This is a genomic window from Stenotrophomonas maltophilia group sp. vghtpe118 (assembly GCF_052605195.1).
The window spans coordinates 2520060-2536651 of the sequence record NZ_CP199672.1 but is presented as its reverse complement, the minus strand read 5'-3'; the positions used below and the strand labels follow the sequence as shown (position 1 = coordinate 2536651).

Annotated in this window: 14 protein-coding genes; 7 read left to right on the top strand and 7 right to left on the bottom strand. The window is 68.2% G+C overall.

The window, feature by feature from the left end; genetic code table 11:
• The gene (gene smeB, locus ACUDTM_RS11600; protein ID WP_088497026.1) at positions 1-3150 is read left to right on the top strand and encodes a multidrug efflux RND transporter permease subunit SmeB; all 3150 of its coding nucleotides are present in this window, start codon (positions 1-3) and stop codon (positions 3148-3150) included.
• Positions 3147-4562 carry a multidrug efflux transporter outer membrane subunit SmeC gene (smeC, locus tag ACUDTM_RS11595; protein ID WP_088497027.1) on the top strand — a complete coding sequence of 472 codons (1416 nt, stop codon included), beginning with the start codon at positions 3147-3149 and terminating at the stop codon, positions 4560-4562. The genes smeB and smeC overlap by 4 nt, the downstream gene beginning before the upstream one ends.
• Positions 4563-4695: 133 nt before the next feature.
• Here the strand turns inward: smeC and mnmG are convergent, their stop codons facing one another.
• Positions 4696-6585 carry a tRNA uridine-5-carboxymethylaminomethyl(34) synthesis enzyme MnmG gene (mnmG, locus tag ACUDTM_RS11590; RefSeq protein WP_049439460.1) on the bottom strand — a complete coding sequence of 630 codons (1890 nt, stop codon included), beginning with the start codon at positions 6583-6585 and terminating at the stop codon, positions 4696-4698.
• A gap of 586 nt (positions 6586-7171) precedes the next feature.
• On the bottom strand, positions 7172-7663 hold the full coding sequence (locus ACUDTM_RS11585) for a hypothetical protein (RefSeq protein ID WP_072168008.1): 492 nt from the start codon (positions 7661-7663) through the stop codon (positions 7172-7174).
• A 160-nt stretch (positions 7664-7823) separates the two neighbouring features.
• On the opposite strand from ACUDTM_RS11585, the gene ACUDTM_RS11580 reads away from it, so the two are divergent.
• A complete protein-coding gene (locus ACUDTM_RS11580; protein ID WP_088497029.1) occupies positions 7824-8786 on the top strand; it encodes a pyridoxal-phosphate dependent enzyme in 963 nt (320 codons plus the stop codon).
• A complete protein-coding gene (locus ACUDTM_RS11575) occupies positions 8771-9415 on the top strand; it encodes a YdcF family protein (protein WP_072168071.1) in 645 nt (214 codons plus the stop codon). Before ACUDTM_RS11580 ends, ACUDTM_RS11575 begins: the two co-directional genes overlap by 16 nt.
• Before the next feature lie 110 nt (positions 9416-9525).
• On the opposite strand, the gene bioC is transcribed toward ACUDTM_RS11575, so the two are convergent.
• The 5 genes from bioC to bioB form a co-directional block, all read right to left on the bottom strand.
• A complete protein-coding gene (gene bioC / locus ACUDTM_RS11570; protein ID WP_111201612.1) occupies positions 9526-10410 on the bottom strand; it encodes a malonyl-ACP O-methyltransferase BioC in 885 nt (294 codons plus the stop codon).
• A gap of 12 nt (positions 10411-10422) precedes the next feature.
• Positions 10423-11202: an SDR family oxidoreductase gene (locus tag ACUDTM_RS11565; RefSeq protein WP_072168005.1), complete on the bottom strand. Its 780-nt coding sequence runs from the start codon at positions 11200-11202 to the stop codon at positions 10423-10425.
• A gap of 30 nt (positions 11203-11232) precedes the next feature.
• Positions 11233-12012, bottom strand: coding sequence for a pimeloyl-ACP methyl ester esterase BioH (bioH, locus tag ACUDTM_RS11560; protein ID WP_088497032.1), 780 nt, complete (start codon positions 12010-12012; stop codon positions 11233-11235).
• 18 nt (positions 12013-12030) lie between these two features.
• Positions 12031-13254 carry an 8-amino-7-oxononanoate synthase gene (gene bioF / locus ACUDTM_RS11555; RefSeq protein WP_088497033.1) on the bottom strand — a complete coding sequence of 408 codons (1224 nt, stop codon included), beginning with the start codon at positions 13252-13254 and terminating at the stop codon, positions 12031-12033.
• Positions 13255-13321: 67 nt separating this feature from the next.
• Positions 13322-14365, bottom strand: coding sequence for a biotin synthase BioB (gene bioB, locus ACUDTM_RS11550; protein WP_072168002.1), 1044 nt, complete (start codon positions 14363-14365; stop codon positions 13322-13324).
• A gap of 159 nt (positions 14366-14524) precedes the next feature.
• On the opposite strand from bioB, the gene ACUDTM_RS11545 reads away from it, so the two are divergent.
• Genes ACUDTM_RS11545 through ACUDTM_RS11535 form a run of 3 tightly spaced genes read left to right on the top strand, consistent with a single transcriptional unit; the run spans position 14525 to position 16499 of the window.
• The gene (locus ACUDTM_RS11545) at positions 14525-14833 is read left to right on the top strand and encodes a hypothetical protein (RefSeq protein ID WP_072168001.1); all 309 of its coding nucleotides are present in this window, start codon (positions 14525-14527) and stop codon (positions 14831-14833) included.
• A 34-nt stretch (positions 14834-14867) separates the two neighbouring features.
• Positions 14868-15134, top strand: coding sequence for a DUF3658 domain-containing protein (locus ACUDTM_RS11540; protein WP_409349633.1), 267 nt, complete (start codon positions 14868-14870; stop codon positions 15132-15134).
• 39 nt (positions 15135-15173) lie between these two features.
• A complete protein-coding gene (locus tag ACUDTM_RS11535) occupies positions 15174-16499 on the top strand; it encodes a chloride channel protein (RefSeq protein WP_353080470.1) in 1326 nt (441 codons plus the stop codon).
• Positions 16500-16592: the final 93 nt, after the last annotated feature.

Here is a 16592-nt window from a genome sequence, read left to right as displayed (position 1 = left end):
ATGGTTCGTTTCTTCATCGACCGGCCGATCTTCGCCTGGGTGATCGCCATCGCGGTCAGCCTGCTCGGCCTGCTCGCGATCCTGATTCTGCCGGTGGACCGCTACCCGCAGATCGCCCCACCCACCATCACCATCCGCGCCACCTACACCGGTGCCTCGTCGCAGACCGTGGAAAACGCGGTGACCCAGGTCATCGAGCAGTCCCAGCAGAGCCTGGACCACCTGATGTACATGACCTCCACCAGCGCCTCCGATGGTTCGGCGCAGGTCAACCTGGTGTTTGCCACCGGCACCAATCCGGACACCGCGCAGGTGCAGGTGCAGAACCAACTGCAGGCGGCGATGGCGACGCTGCCGCAGGCGGTGCAGCAGAACGGCCTGACCATCACCAAGTCCAGTGGTTCGATCTTCGAGGTGCTGTCGTTCACCAGCGAGGACGGCAGCATGGACAACTTCGATGTCGCCAACTTCATGGAAGCGCGCATCGACGACCAGATCAGCCGCGTCAGTGGTGTCGGCAACATCCAGCCGATCGGCCAGGAATACGCCATGCGCATCTGGCTGGACCCGGAGAAGATGCGCCAGTACGCACTGATGCCATCGGACATCGAGACCGCACTGCAGGCGCAGAACACCGACGTTTCGGCCGGTGAGCTGGGTGGCCAGCCGGCGCTGAAGGGCCAGCAGCTGGACGCCACGGTCACCGCGCGCAGCCGCCTGCACACGCCCGAACAGTTCGCGCGGGTGGTGCTGAAAGCCGATGCCAGCGGCAGCGTGGTGCACCTGGGTGACGTGGCGACGATCGGCCTGGGCCCGGAGAGCTACGACAGCATCAGCACCTTCAACGGCAAGCCGTCGGCGTCGCTGGGCATCGAGCTCAATGCGGGTGCCAATGCCATCGCCGTGTCCAAGGCCATCGAGACCCGCCTGCAGCAGTTGCAGAAGCACTGGCCGCACGGCTACACCTACCACGTGGCGTTCACCACCACGCCGTTCGTGACGATCTCGCTGAAGGAAGTGGTGATCACCCTGATCGAGGCGGTCATCCTGGTGGTGCTGGTGATGTACCTGTTCCTGCAGAACTGGCGCGCCACCCTGATCCCGACCATCGCAGTGCCGGTGGTGCTGCTGGGCACCTTCGGCGTGCTGGCCGCGTTCGGTTATTCGATCAACACGCTGACCATGTTCGCGCTGGTATTGGCCATCGGCCTGCTGGTGGACGATGCCATCGTGGTGGTGGAGAACGTGGAGCGGGTGATGACCTTCGAAGGGCTGGCGCCGAAGCCGGCCACGTTGAAGGCGATGGGCCAGATCACCGGCGCGCTGGTGGGCATCGTGCTGGTGCTGACCGCGGTGTTCCTGCCGATGGCGTTCTTCAGCGGTGTCACCGGCGTGATCTATCGCCAGTTCTCGGTGACGATTGCCGCCGCGATGATCCTGTCGGTGCTGGTGGCGATGACCATCACCCCGGCCCTGTGCGGCAGCATCCTGCACCAGATTCCCAAGGGCGGCCATCCGCATGGCGACCACGGCGGTGAGCCGAGCCTGCTGGGCAAGTGCTTCATCTGGTTCAACCACCGTTTCGAGCGCACCTCCAACGGCCTGCGTCGCCGGGTGGATGGCTTCCTTGGCCGGCGCACGCTGGGCGTACTGTTCTACCTGGCGCTGAGCGTGGCTACCGGCCTGCTGCTGTGGCACCTCCCCGGCGCGTTCCTGCCCGACGAGGACCAGGGCATGCTCAACGCGCTGGTGAAGCTGCCGGCCGGTGCCACCCTGGAGCAGACCCGCGCGGTGATGGATCGCCTGAGTGCCGCCGCGGTGAAGGACGACGGCGTGCTGTCGATCCAGGCCACCGCTGGTTTCAGTGTCACCGGCAGCGGCCAGAACGTCGGCCAGGCCTTCATCCGCCTGAAGGACTGGGATGACCGCAAGGATGACGCCGACAACATTGCCGCGCGGTTGACCGCGGCCATGGCCAGCGTGCCCGATGCGCAGGTGTTCATCACCTCGCCACCGGCCATCCTTGGCCTGGGTGACGCGGGCGGCTTCACCCTGGAACTGCAGGACGAAGGCGGCGCCGGCCATGCCGCCGCCGTGGCCGCGCGCAACACGCTGTTGAAGGAGGCCGCCAGGGATCCGAAGCTGGTCAACGTGCGCTACGCCAGCCTGGAAGACGCGCCGGTGTATGCAGTGAAGGTGGACGACGCCAAGGCGCAGGCGATGGGCGTGAATCCGCAGGACATCAATGACACCTTGAATGCGGCCTTGGGTGGCGACTTCGTCAACAACTTCATCTACAAGGGCCGCATCAAGAAGGTGTTCATCCAGGGCACGGCCGAAGCGCGCATGCAGCCGCAGGACATCGAGCGCTGGAGCGTGCGCAACCAGGCAGGGCAGATGGTGCCGCTGTCGTCGCTGGTCAGCGCGCACTGGTCCAGCGCGCCGGCCGCGCTGCAACGCTACAACGGCATCTCGGCGATGGAGATCACCGGCCAGCCCGCGCCCGGCGTCAGTTCCGGCGAGGCGATGGCCGAGATCGCGCGCCTGGCCGACAAACTGCCGGAAGGCTTCAGCCATGCCTGGTCGGACATGGCCTACCAGGAACAGCTGTCGGGCAATCAGGCGCCAATGCTGTACGCCATCTCGCTGCTGTTCGTGTTCCTTTGCCTGGCCGCGTTGTATGAAAGCTGGGCGGTGCCGTTCGCGGTGATGCTGGCGGTGCCGGTGGGCGTGTTTGGTGCGGTGCTCATGATGAATCTGCGTGGCCTCAACAACGACGTGTACTTCCAGGTCGGCCTGCTGACCACGATTGGCCTGGCGGCCAAGAACGGCATCCTGATCGTCGAGTTCGCGCGCATCCTTGAACAGCAGGGCAGGAGCACCCGCGAGGCGATCCTGCAGGCCGTCTATCTGCGCCTGCGGCCGATCGTGATGACCTCGCTGGCGTTCCTGATGGGCGTGCTGCCGCTGGTGTTCGCCACCGGCGCCGGCTCGGCCGCGCGCCGCTCGCTGGGTACCGGCGTGGCCGGCGGCACGGTCGCCTCGATGGTGCTGGGCATGTTCTTCGTGCCGTTGTTCTACCTGCTCGTGCGCCGCCTGTTCCCGGGCCGCGCGCCGGCCCACGCCGCTGCCCCGGAGGCAAGCCCATGAAGCCGATGCTGCTGCGCGCCCTGGCGGCCGCAATGATCACCACGGTGCTGGGTGGTTGCGTGAGCATGGCGCCGCATTACCAGCGGCCCGAGGCACCGGTGCCGGCACAATTCGGCAATGCCGCCACGGGCGAGGCCGAGCCAGCACTGGCGGTGCCAGCCTGGCGCGAAGTCTTCCTTGAGCCACGCCTGCAGCAGGTGATCGCGCTGGCGCTGCAGAACAACCGCGACCTGCGCGTGGCCGTGCTGCAGGTGGAGAAGGAGCGGGCGCAGTACCGCATCCAGCGCGCGGCGCTGCTGCCGTCGGTGGATGCCAGCGGCAGTGTCACCCGCTCGCGGGTAAGCGATGCCAACAGCGAGACCGGTGCCACCCAGGTGACTGAATCCGATGCCGTGCAGGTGGGTATCAGCAGTTGGGAACTGGATCTGTTTGGACGCATCCGCAGCCTGAAGAACGAGACCCTGCAGAACTGGCTGGCCAGCGCCGAGAACCAGCGCGCCGCGCGCACCAGCCTGGTGGCCGAAGTGGCCGCGGCGTGGCTGGCGCTGGCAGCGGACGAGCAGTCACTGGCGTTCACCCGGCAGACCCTGGACAGCCAGCAGCAGACCCTGCAGCGCACCGAGGCCCGTCATGCACAGGGGCTGGCCTCGGGGCTGGATGTCTCGCAGGTACAGACCAGCGTCGAAGCCGCGCGCGGTGCGCTGGCCAAGCTGCACACGCAGCAGGCGCAGGATCGCGATGCATTGCAGTTGCTGGTGGGGGCGCCGCTGGATGCGGCCCTGCTGCCAACCGCGCAGGCGCTGGATGGCAGCGTGGCACTGGCGCCGCTGCCGGCCAACCTGCCGTCCAGCGTGCTGCTGCAGCGCCCGGACGTGTTGTCCGCCGAACACGCACTACAGGCGGCCAATGCCGATATCGGTGCCGCGCGCGCCGCATTCTTCCCGACGTTGACCTTGACCGCCAACTACGGCCACAGCTCCACCGCGTTGTCGACGCTGTTCTCGGCCGGCACCCGTGGCTGGTCGTTCGCGCCCAGCATCACCGCGCCGATCTTCCACGCCGGTGCGCTGAAGGCCTCGCTGGATGCCTCGAAGATCGGCAAGGACATCGGCATTGCGCAGTACGAGAAAGCGATCCAGCAGGCCTTCAGTGAAGTAGCCGATGCGCTGGCCACGCGCGATCACCTGGCCACGCAGATGGACGCACAGCGCGCGCTGGTGGCCGCCAGCCAGCGCAGCTACACGCTGGCCGATGCGCGTTACCGCACCGGGCTGGACGGCTATCTGCAGGCATTGGATGCGCAGCGCAGCCTGTTTGCCGCACAGCAGGACCTGATCGCGCTGCAGCAGCAGGAAGCGGGCAACCGGTTGACGTTGTTCAAGGTGCTGGGCGGCGGTGCCGACGCACGGTAGCGCGTTCGCCAAGGTGGGTGCGTGTTCCGCTCCGGTGGGTGCCGACCTTGGTCGGCACACATGCACGGAGTATCGCTATCGGATGATTCGTGCCGGCCGAGGCCGGCACCCACCAGAAGCGGACGGTCCCGCGTTACGCCACGCGGCCGCGGCGCGCGCGCTCCAGGTGCACCAGCAGCAGTGAGATCGCTGCCGGGGTCATGCCCGGAATACGCTGCGCCTGGCCGATGGTCTGCGGGCGCACCCGCTCCAGCTTCTGCAGTGCTTCGGCCGACAGCCCGCGCACGGTCGCATAGTCGAACGCCTCGGCGATCGGCGTGGCCTCATGCCGCTGCTGGCGCTCGATCTCCTCGCGCTGGCGGTCCAGGTAGCCGGCGTACTTCACGCCGATCTCCACCTGCTCGGCCACCTTGGCGTCGGCCACGGCCGGCCCCAGCGATGGCACCTGCATCAGCTGCGCGTAATCCAGCTCGGGGCGCTTGATCAGGTCCAGCACGTTGGTCTCGCGGCTGACCGCCACGCCCAGCGTGTCCTGCACTTCGCGGCCCAGCGCATTGGCCGGGGTTGCCCACAGCGCGCCCAGGCGTGCGCGCTCGGCAGCAACAGCGGCCTGCTTGGTCTCGAACGCACCCCAGCGACGATCATCCACCAGGCCCATCTCGCGGCCGGTCGGGGTCAGGCGCTGGTCCGCATTGTCCTCGCGCAGCTGCAGCCGGTACTCGGCGCGGCTGGTGAACATGCGGTACGGCTCGTTGGTGCCGTGGGTGATCAGGTCATCCACCAGCACGCCCAGGTAGGCCTCGTCGCGGCGCGGGCACCAACCGTCCAGCCCACGCACCTGGCGTGCGGCGTTGAGGCCGGCCAGCAGGCCCTGCGCGGCGGCCTCCTCATAGCCGGTGGTGCCGTTGATCTGGCCAGCGAAGAACAGGCCGTTGACCAGCTTGGTCTCCAGCGACGCCTTCAGCCCGCGCGGATCGAAGAAGTCGTACTCGATGGCGTAGCCCGGGCGGGTGATGTGCGCGTTCTCGAAGCCACGGATGCTGCGCACCATCTCCAGCTGCACGTCGAACGGCAGCGAGGTGGAAATGCCGTTGGGGTAGATCTCGACGATGCCCAGGCCTTCGGGTTCGACGAAGATCTGGTGGCTGGCCTTTTCGGCGAAGCGCACCACCTTGTCCTCGATGGACGGGCAGTAGCGCGGGCCGATGCCTTCGATCTGGCCGCTGTACAGCGGCGAGCGGTGCAGCGCGTCGCGGATGATCTGGTGGGTCTGCTCGGTGGTGTGGGTGATCCAGCAGCTGACCTGCTGCGGATGCTCGTCCACCGAGCCGAGGAAGGACATCACCGGCCGCGGCGAATCGCCCGGCTGCTCGTCCATCACGCTGTAGTCCAGCGAGCGGCCATCGATGCGCGGCGGCGTGCCGGTCTTCAGGCGGTCCACCTGGAAAGGACGCTCGCGCAGGCGCGCGGCCAGCGTGGTGGCCGGCGGGTCGCCCATGCGGCCGGCGGCATACTGGGTCGGGCCGACGTGGATCTTGCCGGCCAGGAAGGTGCCGGCGGTCAGCACCACGGCCCCGGCGTCGAAGCGCAGGCCGGTCTGGGTAATGACCCCGCGCACGGCGTCGCCTTCAATGACCAGGTCATCGACGGCGGCCTGGAACACGGTCAGGTTGGCCTGGCCTTCGACGATGGCGCGGATCGCCATGCGATACAGGTTGCGGTCGGCCTGGCAGCGGGTGGCGCGCACGGCTGGGCCCTTGGAGGCGTTGAGCGTGCGCCACTGGATGCCGGCGCGGTCGGCGGCATGCGCCATCGCACCGCCCAGGGCGTCGATTTCCTTGACCAGATGGCCCTTGCCGATGCCGCCGATGGCCGGGTTGCAGCTCATCGCGCCCACTGTTTCGATGTTGTGGGTCAGCAGCAGGGTGCGCACGCCGGTACGGGCCGCGGCCAGCGCGGCTTCGGTGCCGGCGTGGCCACCGCCGATGACGATGACGTCGTAACGATGGAAGGACGGGTTCATGGGGCTGTTCAGCTGGGGGCGGGCGCGGCCGGGGCGGCACCGGGGTGGCGATTTTAGCGCCATTCGGGGCTGGGACGTCGGCGCCAGCCGGCTCCCGTCGAAATCAGCCCTAAAGTTGGCAGGATTTTTGCAGATAACCCAATAGCACCCACCGTGGCTGGCGCCGCAGGCGCCCGTGACCGGAATTGGAACAGGGGCCGGTACAGGCGCACGGTGGGGGAGCAGGGGGCCGGCAGTCGGGGGACTGCGCGGCCCTGTTTTTTTCTGGAGGCTATCGGGAGAGCTCCATCCACGCATGGCGTGGATCTACTGATGACGGGCCTTGGGTAGATCCACGCATGCGTGGATGCCGTGGCGGCGGCACCAGAACAACGTGCCCCAAAAACAAACGGCCCCGCACTGCGGGGCCGTCTGCCTTCAGAGGTGCCGACATCCGACAGGGCCGGAACAGGGGGGATCCAGATGTTCCTGTCGGATATCGACGTAGAGCTTTTTGCGGCGGCCCGTGTCGTTTTTGTCACTTTGTGACGCGGGCCGTCACTGGCCCCGTAGAGTGCGGCTTGGACCGTGTGAAATGCAATACGGTTCAGCGCTCAACTGTGCGCTGCGTCCCACGATCCATGTTGCGCCAGGGGGAACCGTTCATTCTTGGCGCACTCGGCGCCGGAGCCGGACGGGCCGGCGGCGGGGGCGCAGAGGGCTGGCTGTTCGATTGCGGCGGGCGGCGCATCGAGTCCATGTTCCGCCACGGCGAACCGCCGTTGTACGACGGCCGCGACGGCGGCGGCGGGCGGTTCTCGCCGCCGTTGCCGGGTGGGCGCGGTGGCGGGCGGTGGTTGTGCGGCGGGCGGTAGATCGGGCGCGAGTAGTACGGATTGCCATAGCCGCCGTAGTAGCCGCCATAGCCGCCGTAGTACGGGTAGCCGTAGTTGTAGGGATAGCCGGCGGGGTAGCGGTACTCCACCGACGGCGCACCGTGGTAGTAGCTGCCGCTGCGGCCACCGCCGACATAGTCGTAGGTGGTGCAGCCGGTCAGGGCCAGCATCAGGCCACCGGCAAGCATCAGGCGCGTTTTCATGGTGGGTCCCCCCAGAGGACGGGTTGTACAGTGAGCTTCATGCGCAGGCGTTGAATCGGCCCTTAACTTCACTGTCCAGGATGAATGGAGGTGAAGGCTGCCATGCTGGCATGACCTGTGCCGGGGTCGCCAGCAGGGAGCCATACGTTAATCTTGCGTCATGAGCGATTCACTGTTGCCCCGTGCCGATGATGTCCTGGCTGCCGCTGCGCGGATCGCGCCGCACGCCAGCGTGACCCCGGTGCTGCGCTCGCGCACGCTGGATGCGCTGGCCGGCGCGCAGCTGGCGTTCAAGGCCGAGCATCTGCAGCGCGGTGGCGCATTCAAGTTCCGCGGCGCCTGCAATGCGGTGTGGTCGCTGGATGCCGATCGCGCCGGCGCCGGCGTGGTCACCCATTCCTCCGGCAACCACGGCGCCGCCCTGGCCCTGGCCGCGCGCACCCGTGGCATTCCCTGCCACGTGGTGGTGCCCGAAGGTGCAGTGGCGGCCAAGCTGGCCAACATCGCCCGCCATGGCGCCACGCTCTGGCGCTGCCCGCCGACCGTCGCTGACCGCGAGGCCAGTTGCGCCAAAGTACAGGCTGATACCGGCGCGACCCTGGTCCATCCTTATGCGGACCCGGCGGTGATGGCCGGGCAGGGCACCGCAGCACTGGAGCTGCTGCATAGCGACGGCCCGTTCGACGTGCTGGTGGTACCGGTGGGCGGCGGTGGCCTGGCCAGCGGTACCGCCCGGGCCCTGCAGCTCGCCAGCCCGCAGACCCGGCTGGTGCTGGCCGAGCCGGCCGGCGCGGACGACACCGCGCGCTCGTTGGCCGCTGGCGAGCGCCAGGGGCCGTTCACCCCGGACACGATCTGCGACGGTCTGCGCACCCTGATCGGCGCGCCCAACTTCGAGCTGCTGCGCGCGGCCAACGCCGAGGTGATCGTGGTCGATGACGCGGCGACGGTGGCGGCGATGCGCTTGCTGTGGGAGGTCCTCAAGCAGGTGGTCGAGCCGTCATCGGCGACCGTGCTCGCCGCGGTGCTGGCGCAGCCGCAGCGTTTTGCCGGCCTGCGCGTGGGCCTGGTGCTGTCCGGCGGCAACGTCGACCTTCCCGCACTGCGCTGGGGCGCGCCGTGAGCCGCGACCGGCACCGGCATCGCACTGGCCTGCTGGGCTGGCTGTGGCGGTTGTTTGTCCTGCTGGTGATCTGGCTGCTGGGCGTGACTGCCTGGATCGTCTGGGTCGGCGAGCGTGACCAGGCGGCCAAGGCCGACGCCATCATCGTGCTCGGTGCGGCGGCCTATGACGCCAAGCCGTCGCCGGTATTCGAAGAACGCATCCGTCATGGGCTGGATCTCTATGAGGCCCGGTTCGCGCCACTGCTGATCTTCACCGGAGGCTATGGTGGTACCGGCGCGCGCTTTTCCGAGTCACAGGTGGCGCGGCGCTATGCGCTCAAGCACGGCGTGCCGGACGATGCGATCCTGATCGAGACTGCCTCGCGCAACACCGTGCAGAACCTGGTGGAAGCCAAGCGGCTGATGGACCAGCGCAACCTGCACCGCGTGATCATCGTCAGCGACCCGCTGCACATGGCGCGCGCGCTGCGCCTGAGCAAGGCGCTGGGCATCGATGCACTGGCCTCGTCCACGCCCAGCACGCGCTTCCGCAGCTTCCACACCAGCTGGCGCTTCCTGGTGCAGGAAATCTACTTCTTCCACCGCGACCTGGTGCGGCCGCCGCTGAGTTCGCCGGCCAATACCTGAGGCGGGAGCCTGATTTGGGCGGCTACCATTCGGTAGTGCCGGCCGCTGGCCGGCAGATGCCCAGCATGGAAACGTGAGGTTGCCGGCCAGCGGCCGGCACTACCAGGCGATCAGGTCTGCTTGCGCCGGATCGGAATCGCCGAAACCGGCACTGAGGCCACGTCATGCCCGCCTTCGCGGATCGGTGCGCCCGGGTCCGGTGCCCAGGCATGGGCATAGATCACTTCCCAGCTGCTGGGCAGCTTGCCGTCGGCGCGGCGCATCGGTTCATACGCTGCTGCCGCCGCAGCGAAACGGCCACGCCCGGTCAGCGTGTGGCGGCGATCCACCCGCGCATTGGTCGCGCCCATCGCGCGCAGCTCGCGCATCAACGAGGGCAGGTCGTCGTAGGTCAGGGTGAACAGATCGCGGTCCAGCACCGGGTCGCGGAAGCCCGCCATCATCAACGCATCGCCGAACTGGGCGATCTGCGCGAAGCGGCTCACGTGCGGGCGGTCATCGGCGGCGGCGAAGGCCTCGTTGAGTTCGATCAGGGTTTCCGGGCCGAAGGTGGAACACAGCAGCAGGCCACCGGGCTTGAGCACGCGACGGAAGCCAGCGAACACCGCCGGCAGATCGTCCACCCACTGCAGGCACAGGTTGCTGAAGATCACGTCCACGCTGTTGTCGGCCAGCGGCAGCGCGGCGGCGTCGCCGCACAGGCGCTGGAACGGCTTCCACCAACCGGCCTGGCGCTTGGCCTGGTCCAGCATCGGCAGTGCCACGTCCAGCGCGATCACCTGCGCCTTCGGCCAGCGCTTCTTCATCAGCGCACTGGCGTGGCCGGTTCCGGCGCCAATGTCCAGCACCACCTCGGGCTTGCGTGCTTCCAGGTAGTCCAGCGATTCCACCAGCCGCGCCTGCACCTCGCGCTGCAGGGCGGCGGCGGCGTCGTAGCTGGTGGCGGCGCGGGCGAACGCGCGGCGGACATGGCGGGCATCGAAGTGGGACGGCATTGCGAAAGTCTCTTAGAACGTACCGGGGTAGGCGCCGCCGTCGATCAGCAGGTTCTGCCCGGTGAGGTAACCGGCGTGTGCACTGCACAGGAAGGCGCAGGCGGCGCCGAATTCGTCCGCCGTGCCGAAGCGGCCGGCGGGAATCTGCTGGCGGCGGCGTTCGGCCACTGCGCCGGCATCGCCGTCCTTGCCCGCAGTGTGGGCGAAGTTGGCGCGCAGGCGGTCGGTGTCGAACTGGCCGGGCAGCAGGTTGTTGATCGTGACGTTGTGCGCCACGGTGCGGCGCGACAGGCCGGCGACGAACCCGGTCAGGCCGCTGCGTGCACCGTTGGACAGCGCCAGGATGTCGATCGGCGCTTTCACCGCCGACGAGGTGATGTTGACGATGCGGCCGAAGCCACGCGCAATCATCGCGTCCACGGTGGCGCGGATCAGCGCGATCGGCGCTAGCATGTTGGCGTCGAGCGCGGCGATCCAGTCGTCGCGCTCGAAAGTGCGGAAGTCGCCTGGCGGCGGGCCACCGGCATTGGTGACCAGGATGTCCACCTGCGGGCACGCGGCCAGCGCCGCGGCACGACCGGCGTCGGTGGTGACGTCGGCGGCGACCGCGCGCACCTCAGCGGCACCGGGCAGGGCGCTCAGCTCTGCGGCGGCAACCTGCAGTGCCTCCTCGCCACGGGCCACGATCACCACGTTGACGCCCTCGCGCACCAGCGCACGCGCGCAGCCCAGGCCCAAGCCCTTGCTTGCGCCGCAGACCAGTGCCCAGCGGCCGTTGATACCCAGATCCATGCGTCAATCCCGTGGAATGGAGGAAGGCGCTCATTGTCCGCCATCGGCCGGTGACAGGCCGGCAACGAAGTGTTGCAGGGCGCTGGCCACCTCGTCGGCATGGCCGAGGAAGGGCGCGTGGCCGCCATGGGCGATGGTCAGCGCCTGCGCACCCGGGGCCAATGCCGCAGCGGCCTGCATCGCCGCCGGAGACACCAGCCGGTCGCGCTGGCCGGCGATCCACAGGCTGGGTTTGCCCAGTGTTGGCAATGCGCCGCGCAGGTCGGTGCTTTCCAGCAGGCGCAGGCCTTCCAGCAGGGCCCGTTCGGTGGGCGCGCCGCGCTCAACCAGGCGTTGGCGCAGCGTGCGCAGCTCCTCGCGGGCGTGCGCCGAGCCCATCACATCCAGCGCCAGGAAGCGTTCCAGGGTGCCACCGAAATCGGTCGCCAGCTCGCGCCCGAACTGCTCGAAGACCGCCGGCTCCACCGCATGCGGCCAGTCGTGGCCGCGCACGAAGCGCGGCGTGGCCGCGATCATCGCCAGCCCGCGCACCTTCGGCAGCGTCGCGGCGGCGTGCAGTGCGAACAGCCCGCCCAGTGACCAGCCGCACCACACCGCCGGCGGCGTGGCCGCGGCAATGGCGTTGACCACAAATGGCAGGCGCAACGGTGTGGTGTCTTCGCGGCTGTGGCCATGGCCCGGCAGATCAACCAGATGCAGGGTGAACCGCTCGGCCAGGCGCTGCACCAACGGTGCGAACACACCGCCCTGCAGGGCCCAGCCATGAATCAGTACCAGGTCCGGCCCCTGGCCGGTGACGTCGATATGCATGGGAAAACGACAGCTGGCTCAGGCAAAGACAGGCAACGGCGGTGGCGCGGCGTCACGCACCGCCAGATCCACGCGATCGCGCGCGCTGGCGACCGCGTCCACCAGGCCACGCACCTGTTCCGGCGTGTGCAGGGCGGACAGGGTGACACGCAGGCGCGCCTTGCCTTCGGGCACCGTGGGCGGACGGATCGCGCCGACCAGCCAACCGGCCTGTTCCAGTGCCTTGGACATCGCCACAGCGCGGTGATCGTCACCACACAGCAGCGGCTGGATCGGCGTTTCCGAAGCCATCAGGTCCAGGCCATGGCGGCGTGCCTCGCTGCGGAACAGCGCGATCAGGTCGGTCAGTTTCGAGCGGCGCCAGTTGTCACGGCGTGCCAGGCGCACCGCTTCCAGTGCAGCGGCGGCCAGCGGTGGCGGCATCGCCGTGGTGTAGATGTAGGGGCGTGCGGTTTCGGCCAGGTGCTCGACCAGATCGTCGCGGCCCAGCACCAGCGCGCCGGAACCGCCCAGTGCCTTGCCCAGCGTGACCAGCTGCAGCGGCACATCGTCCACGCCCAGCCCGGCGGCGGCCACGGCACCACGGCCGTCACCGACCACGCCTACGCCGTGCGCATCGTCCACATAGAACAGCGCCTGCTGCAGGCGTGCCACAAGCGACAATGCACGCAGCGGTGCGATGTCGCCATCCATGCTGAAGACACCATCGGTGGCCAGCATCGCCGCGCCGTCGGGCGCGTGCTTGAGCTGGCGCATCGCGCCTTCGGCATCAAGGTGCGGATAACGGCGCAGGCGCGCACCGGCCAGGCGCGTCGCATCGAGCAGGCTGGCGTGGTTGAGCTTGTCCTGCACGCAGACGTCGTTCTCTTCGCTCAGCAGTGCCTGCTGCACGGCCAGGTTGGCGGCGAAGCCACTACTAAACAGCAGCGCGCGCGGGTAGCCCAGCCACTCCGCCACTTCGCGCTCCAGCGCGTCATGCAGGGCGTGGTGGCCGCAGACCAGGTGCGATGCACCCGCGCCGGTGCCTTCGCGTGCGGCGGCATCCTGCAGCGCGTTGACCACGCTGAACTGCTGGGCCAGGCCCAGATAATCATTGCTGCAGAAGCCGGTCAGCCACTGGCCGTCCACTTCCAGGCGCACGCCATCACGGCGGTTGACCGTGCGCCGCGTGCGGCGACGGCCCTGGGCATCGCGCAGGGCGCGCTGGGCGTGGAGGCGGGCGGTCAGGTCGGGGCGGGCCATGGCGGCTGAATGCGGCGACGGGGCGGCTAGGGTAGCGCGTTGCCGCGACGCCTGCTTGCGGCCTGTCTCAGGCCGCGTGAGCACAGCCACAGCCGGGCGCTTCGGCGCTGATATCGGCGTGCACGGTGCCACCGTGGTCGTGGCCCTCGGCGTCCACCTGCATCGCCATCGGTTGCAGGCCCAACCGCGCGAACAGGGCCAGGTCGCGCTCGCTCTCCGGGTTACCGGTGGTCAGCAGCTTGTCGCCGTAGAAGATCGAGTTGGCACCGGCCACGAAGCACAGCGCCTGCAGTTCGTCACTCATGGCTTCGCGCCCGGCCGACAGCCGCACCATCGAACGCGGCATGGCGATGCGTGCCACCGCGATCATGCGCACGAACTCGAACGGGTCCAGCTCGGCACTGCCATGCAGCGGGGTACCCGCCACCTGCACCAGCCTGTTGATCGGCACCGAATCGGGATGCGCCGGCAGCGTGGCCAGCGCCAGCAGCAGGCCGACGCGCTGCGCGCGCGTCTCGCCCATGCCGACAATGCCGCCGCAGCAGGTCTTCAGGCCGGCCTCGCGCACGTGCTCCAGCGTGTCCAGGCGGTCCTGGTACTGGCGCGTGTGGATGATCGAATCGTAGTAGTCCGGCGCGGTGTCGAGGTTGTGGTTGTAGTAGTCCAGGCCGGCGTCCTTCAGCGCACGTGCCTGCTCGCCGCTGAGCATGCCCAGCGTGGCGCAGGTTTCCAGGCCCAGCGCCTTCACCCCGGCGATCATCGCCGCCACCTTCGGAATGTCGCGGTCCTTCGGCGAACGCCACGCCGCGCCCATGCAGAAGCGCGACGCACCGGCGGCCTTGGCCTGGCGCGCCTTGGCCAGCACCGCGTCGGTGTCCATCAGCTTCTGCGCGTCCACCCCGGTGGTGTAGCGCTGTGCCTGCGGGCAGTACGCGCAGTCTTCAGGGCAGCCGCCGGTCTTTACCGACAGCAGCGTGGAGACCTGTACCTGGGCCGGGTCGAAGTGCTCACGGTGGACCGCAGCGGCGCGGAACAGCAGCTCGGGGAACGGCAGATCGAACAGCGCCTGCAGTTCGTCGTGTTGCCAGTCGTGGCGGATGGCAGCAGCCATGGCGGACCTTGGGTACGAGTGGAGCGAGGGCGGCAGTGTGGGTGGGCTGGTGAGCGATGTCAACTTAATTGTATAGGTAAAGGTTTACATTGAACGGCCGCCATGAACGGGCGTTACGGTGTAAGTTCATTGCTGCATACGGACGCGCGAACACATGCCATGAACAGCTACCAGTCCTATTCGATCCGCCGCGACGCGGTGCTGTGCAGCCTGGCCGAACTACCTGACGGCGGCCTGCGCGTGGTGCTGGATGATCTGCGTCAGGCCGATGCGCCGGGGCAGTGGAAGAATCACACCTTCGTGACCTTCAAGGACTACCCGGCGGGGGAGCTCGATCCGGCGATGCTGCCGAAGGAGGAGCTTGAAGCATTCGGTCACTATGTCTTGGTTCGCTTGTTGGCGATAAACGGTTGCCTGCGTGATACGGACGAAGGCCCTGACAGCGATGTCCCTCTCACCGACCAGTAGCGGCAAAGCACCGCCGCGCTGACCGACGAAGGCAATCGCCCGGATCGATGCGCAACTGCGTTCCCACTGCGATGGACAGTTCCGAAACATCGCCTGCATCGAGGGGATGGCGATGTCGCTGGACCCGCAGCGCCACCCCGGCATTGCCGATGTCTTCTACGCCCAGCGTGTGCGCGAACGGGTCGCGCGCGGCGTACTGGAAGTGCGGGGTGCAAAAGCGCCGGTGGCGGGAGCGCCTGCGCGTCCAGCGATGTACGTCGGGGCATTTCACCGCATCCTGCAAGGCCTTCAGCCACAGTAGCCGCTGTCCGCCTTCCTCCGCAGCGTCCAAACTGCCCGCATGACCGATCTCCATCGCCTCCGCGGCCGCATCACCGCGCTGGTTCTCAGTGAGGCCTGGCGCCGCCGTGCCGCGCTCTGGGGCGGGGCTGTGGCCGTAGCGCTGGTGGCCATCCTGTTCGCCAAGGCCAGCGACGCGGCCTTCCATCTGTTCCAGCGCATCACCGCGCGCTCGCCGTGGTGGGCCCTGCTGCTCACGCCCGGCATCTTCGCGTTGCTGGCCTGGCTGACCAGTGGCGTGCTGAAGCCCACGCGGGGCAGCGGCATTCCGCAGGTCATCGCTGCGTTGGACAAGCCCGATGAGCCGTTCCGGAAAACCAACCTTTCCCCAGCGGTTTCGGCCGGCAAGCTGTTGCTGACCTCGCTGTCGCTGCTCGGCGGCGCGTCGGTTGGGCGCGAAGGTCCCACGGTGCATGTGGGCGCGAGCCTGATGTATCTGTTCGGCCGCTGGTTCGGCTTCAAGGATCCACGCGAACTCTCGCACTTCCTGCTGGCGGGTGGTGCAGCGGGCATCGCCGCGGCATTCAACACGCCGCTGGCGGGCATCGTGTTCGCCATCGAGGAGCTCAGTGGCCGTTTCGAACATCGCTTCTCCGGCACCCTGTTGACCGCAGTGATCGTCGGTGGCGTGGTGTCGCTGGGCCTGCTGGGCAACTACACCTATTTCGGCCATGTGAGCGCGCGCCTGCCGCTCGGCCAGGGCTGGCTGGCGATCCTGCTGTGCGGCGTAGTGGCCGGGTTGCTGGGCGGATTGTTCGCGCGCGCGGTGCTGGCCAGTGCGGCGGGCCGCCCCCGTTGGCTCGGGCAACTACGGCAGCGGCATCCCGTGTTGCTGGCCGCAGGCTGCGGGCTGGTGGTGGTGCTGCTGGCCCTGGCGTTCGGAGAAGGCGCATTCGGCACCGGCTACGAACAGGCGCGCGGCCTGGTGCAGGGGCAGGCGATGGTGGGCCACGAGTTCGGTCTGATGAAGCTGCTGGCGAACCTCGCATCGTACGTAGCCGGTATTCCCGGCGGCCTGTTCTCGCCGGCGCTGGCGGTCGGTGCCGGCCTTGGCCACAACCTGGCCGTACTGATGCCGGGCGTGGACCCGCGCGCGTTCGTGCTGCTGGGCATGTGCGCCTACCTGACCGGTGTGACCCAGGCGCCACTGACCTCGGCGGTGATCTCGCTGGAGCTGACCGACAGTGGTGATCTGCTGTTGCCGATCCTGGCCACGGTGCTTATCGCGCGTGGTGTGTCCGGGCTGGTGTGCAGGGTACCAATCTATCGCGGGCTGGCGGAGTTGTTGATGGCGCCGCAAGCAGAATCAGCTGATAGGCATCGCTGATTACCTTGATCGACAGGATCAATTAGGCCGCAATCTTCACTTTTGCAGTGAAGCTGATTCCGCGCTGCACCGTCTACCCGATGCCACGCGCGA

Excerpts from the sequence above, each read along its gene's own strand:
- smeB (WP_088497026.1), top strand. The coding sequence starts at position 1 with ATGGTTCGTTTCTTCATCGACCGGCCGATCTTCGCCTGGGTGATCGCC.
- smeC (WP_088497027.1), top strand. The coding sequence starts at position 3,147 with ATGAAGCCGATGCTGCTGCGCGCCCTGGCGGCCGCAATGATCACCACG.
- mnmG (WP_049439460.1), bottom strand. The coding sequence starts at position 6,585 with ATGAACCCGTCCTTCCATCGTTACGACGTCATCGTCATCGGCGGTGGC.
- ACUDTM_RS11585 (WP_072168008.1), bottom strand. The coding sequence starts at position 7,663 with ATGAAAACGCGCCTGATGCTTGCCGGTGGCCTGATGCTGGCCCTGACC.
- ACUDTM_RS11580 (WP_088497029.1), top strand. The coding sequence starts at position 7,824 with ATGAGCGATTCACTGTTGCCCCGTGCCGATGATGTCCTGGCTGCCGCT.
- bioC (WP_111201612.1), bottom strand. The coding sequence starts at position 10,410 with ATGCCGTCCCACTTCGATGCCCGCCATGTCCGCCGCGCGTTCGCCCGC.
- ACUDTM_RS11565 (WP_072168005.1), bottom strand. The coding sequence starts at position 11,202 with ATGGATCTGGGTATCAACGGCCGCTGGGCACTGGTCTGCGGCGCAAGC.
- bioH (WP_088497032.1), bottom strand. The coding sequence starts at position 12,012 with ATGCATATCGACGTCACCGGCCAGGGGCCGGACCTGGTACTGATTCAT.
- bioF (WP_088497033.1), bottom strand. The coding sequence starts at position 13,254 with ATGGCCCGCCCCGACCTGACCGCCCGCCTCCACGCCCAGCGCGCCCTG.
- bioB (WP_072168002.1), bottom strand. The coding sequence starts at position 14,365 with ATGGCTGCTGCCATCCGCCACGACTGGCAACACGACGAACTGCAGGCG.
- ACUDTM_RS11545 (WP_072168001.1), top strand. The coding sequence starts at position 14,525 with ATGAACAGCTACCAGTCCTATTCGATCCGCCGCGACGCGGTGCTGTGC.
- ACUDTM_RS11535 (WP_353080470.1), top strand. The coding sequence starts at position 15,174 with ATGACCGATCTCCATCGCCTCCGCGGCCGCATCACCGCGCTGGTTCTC.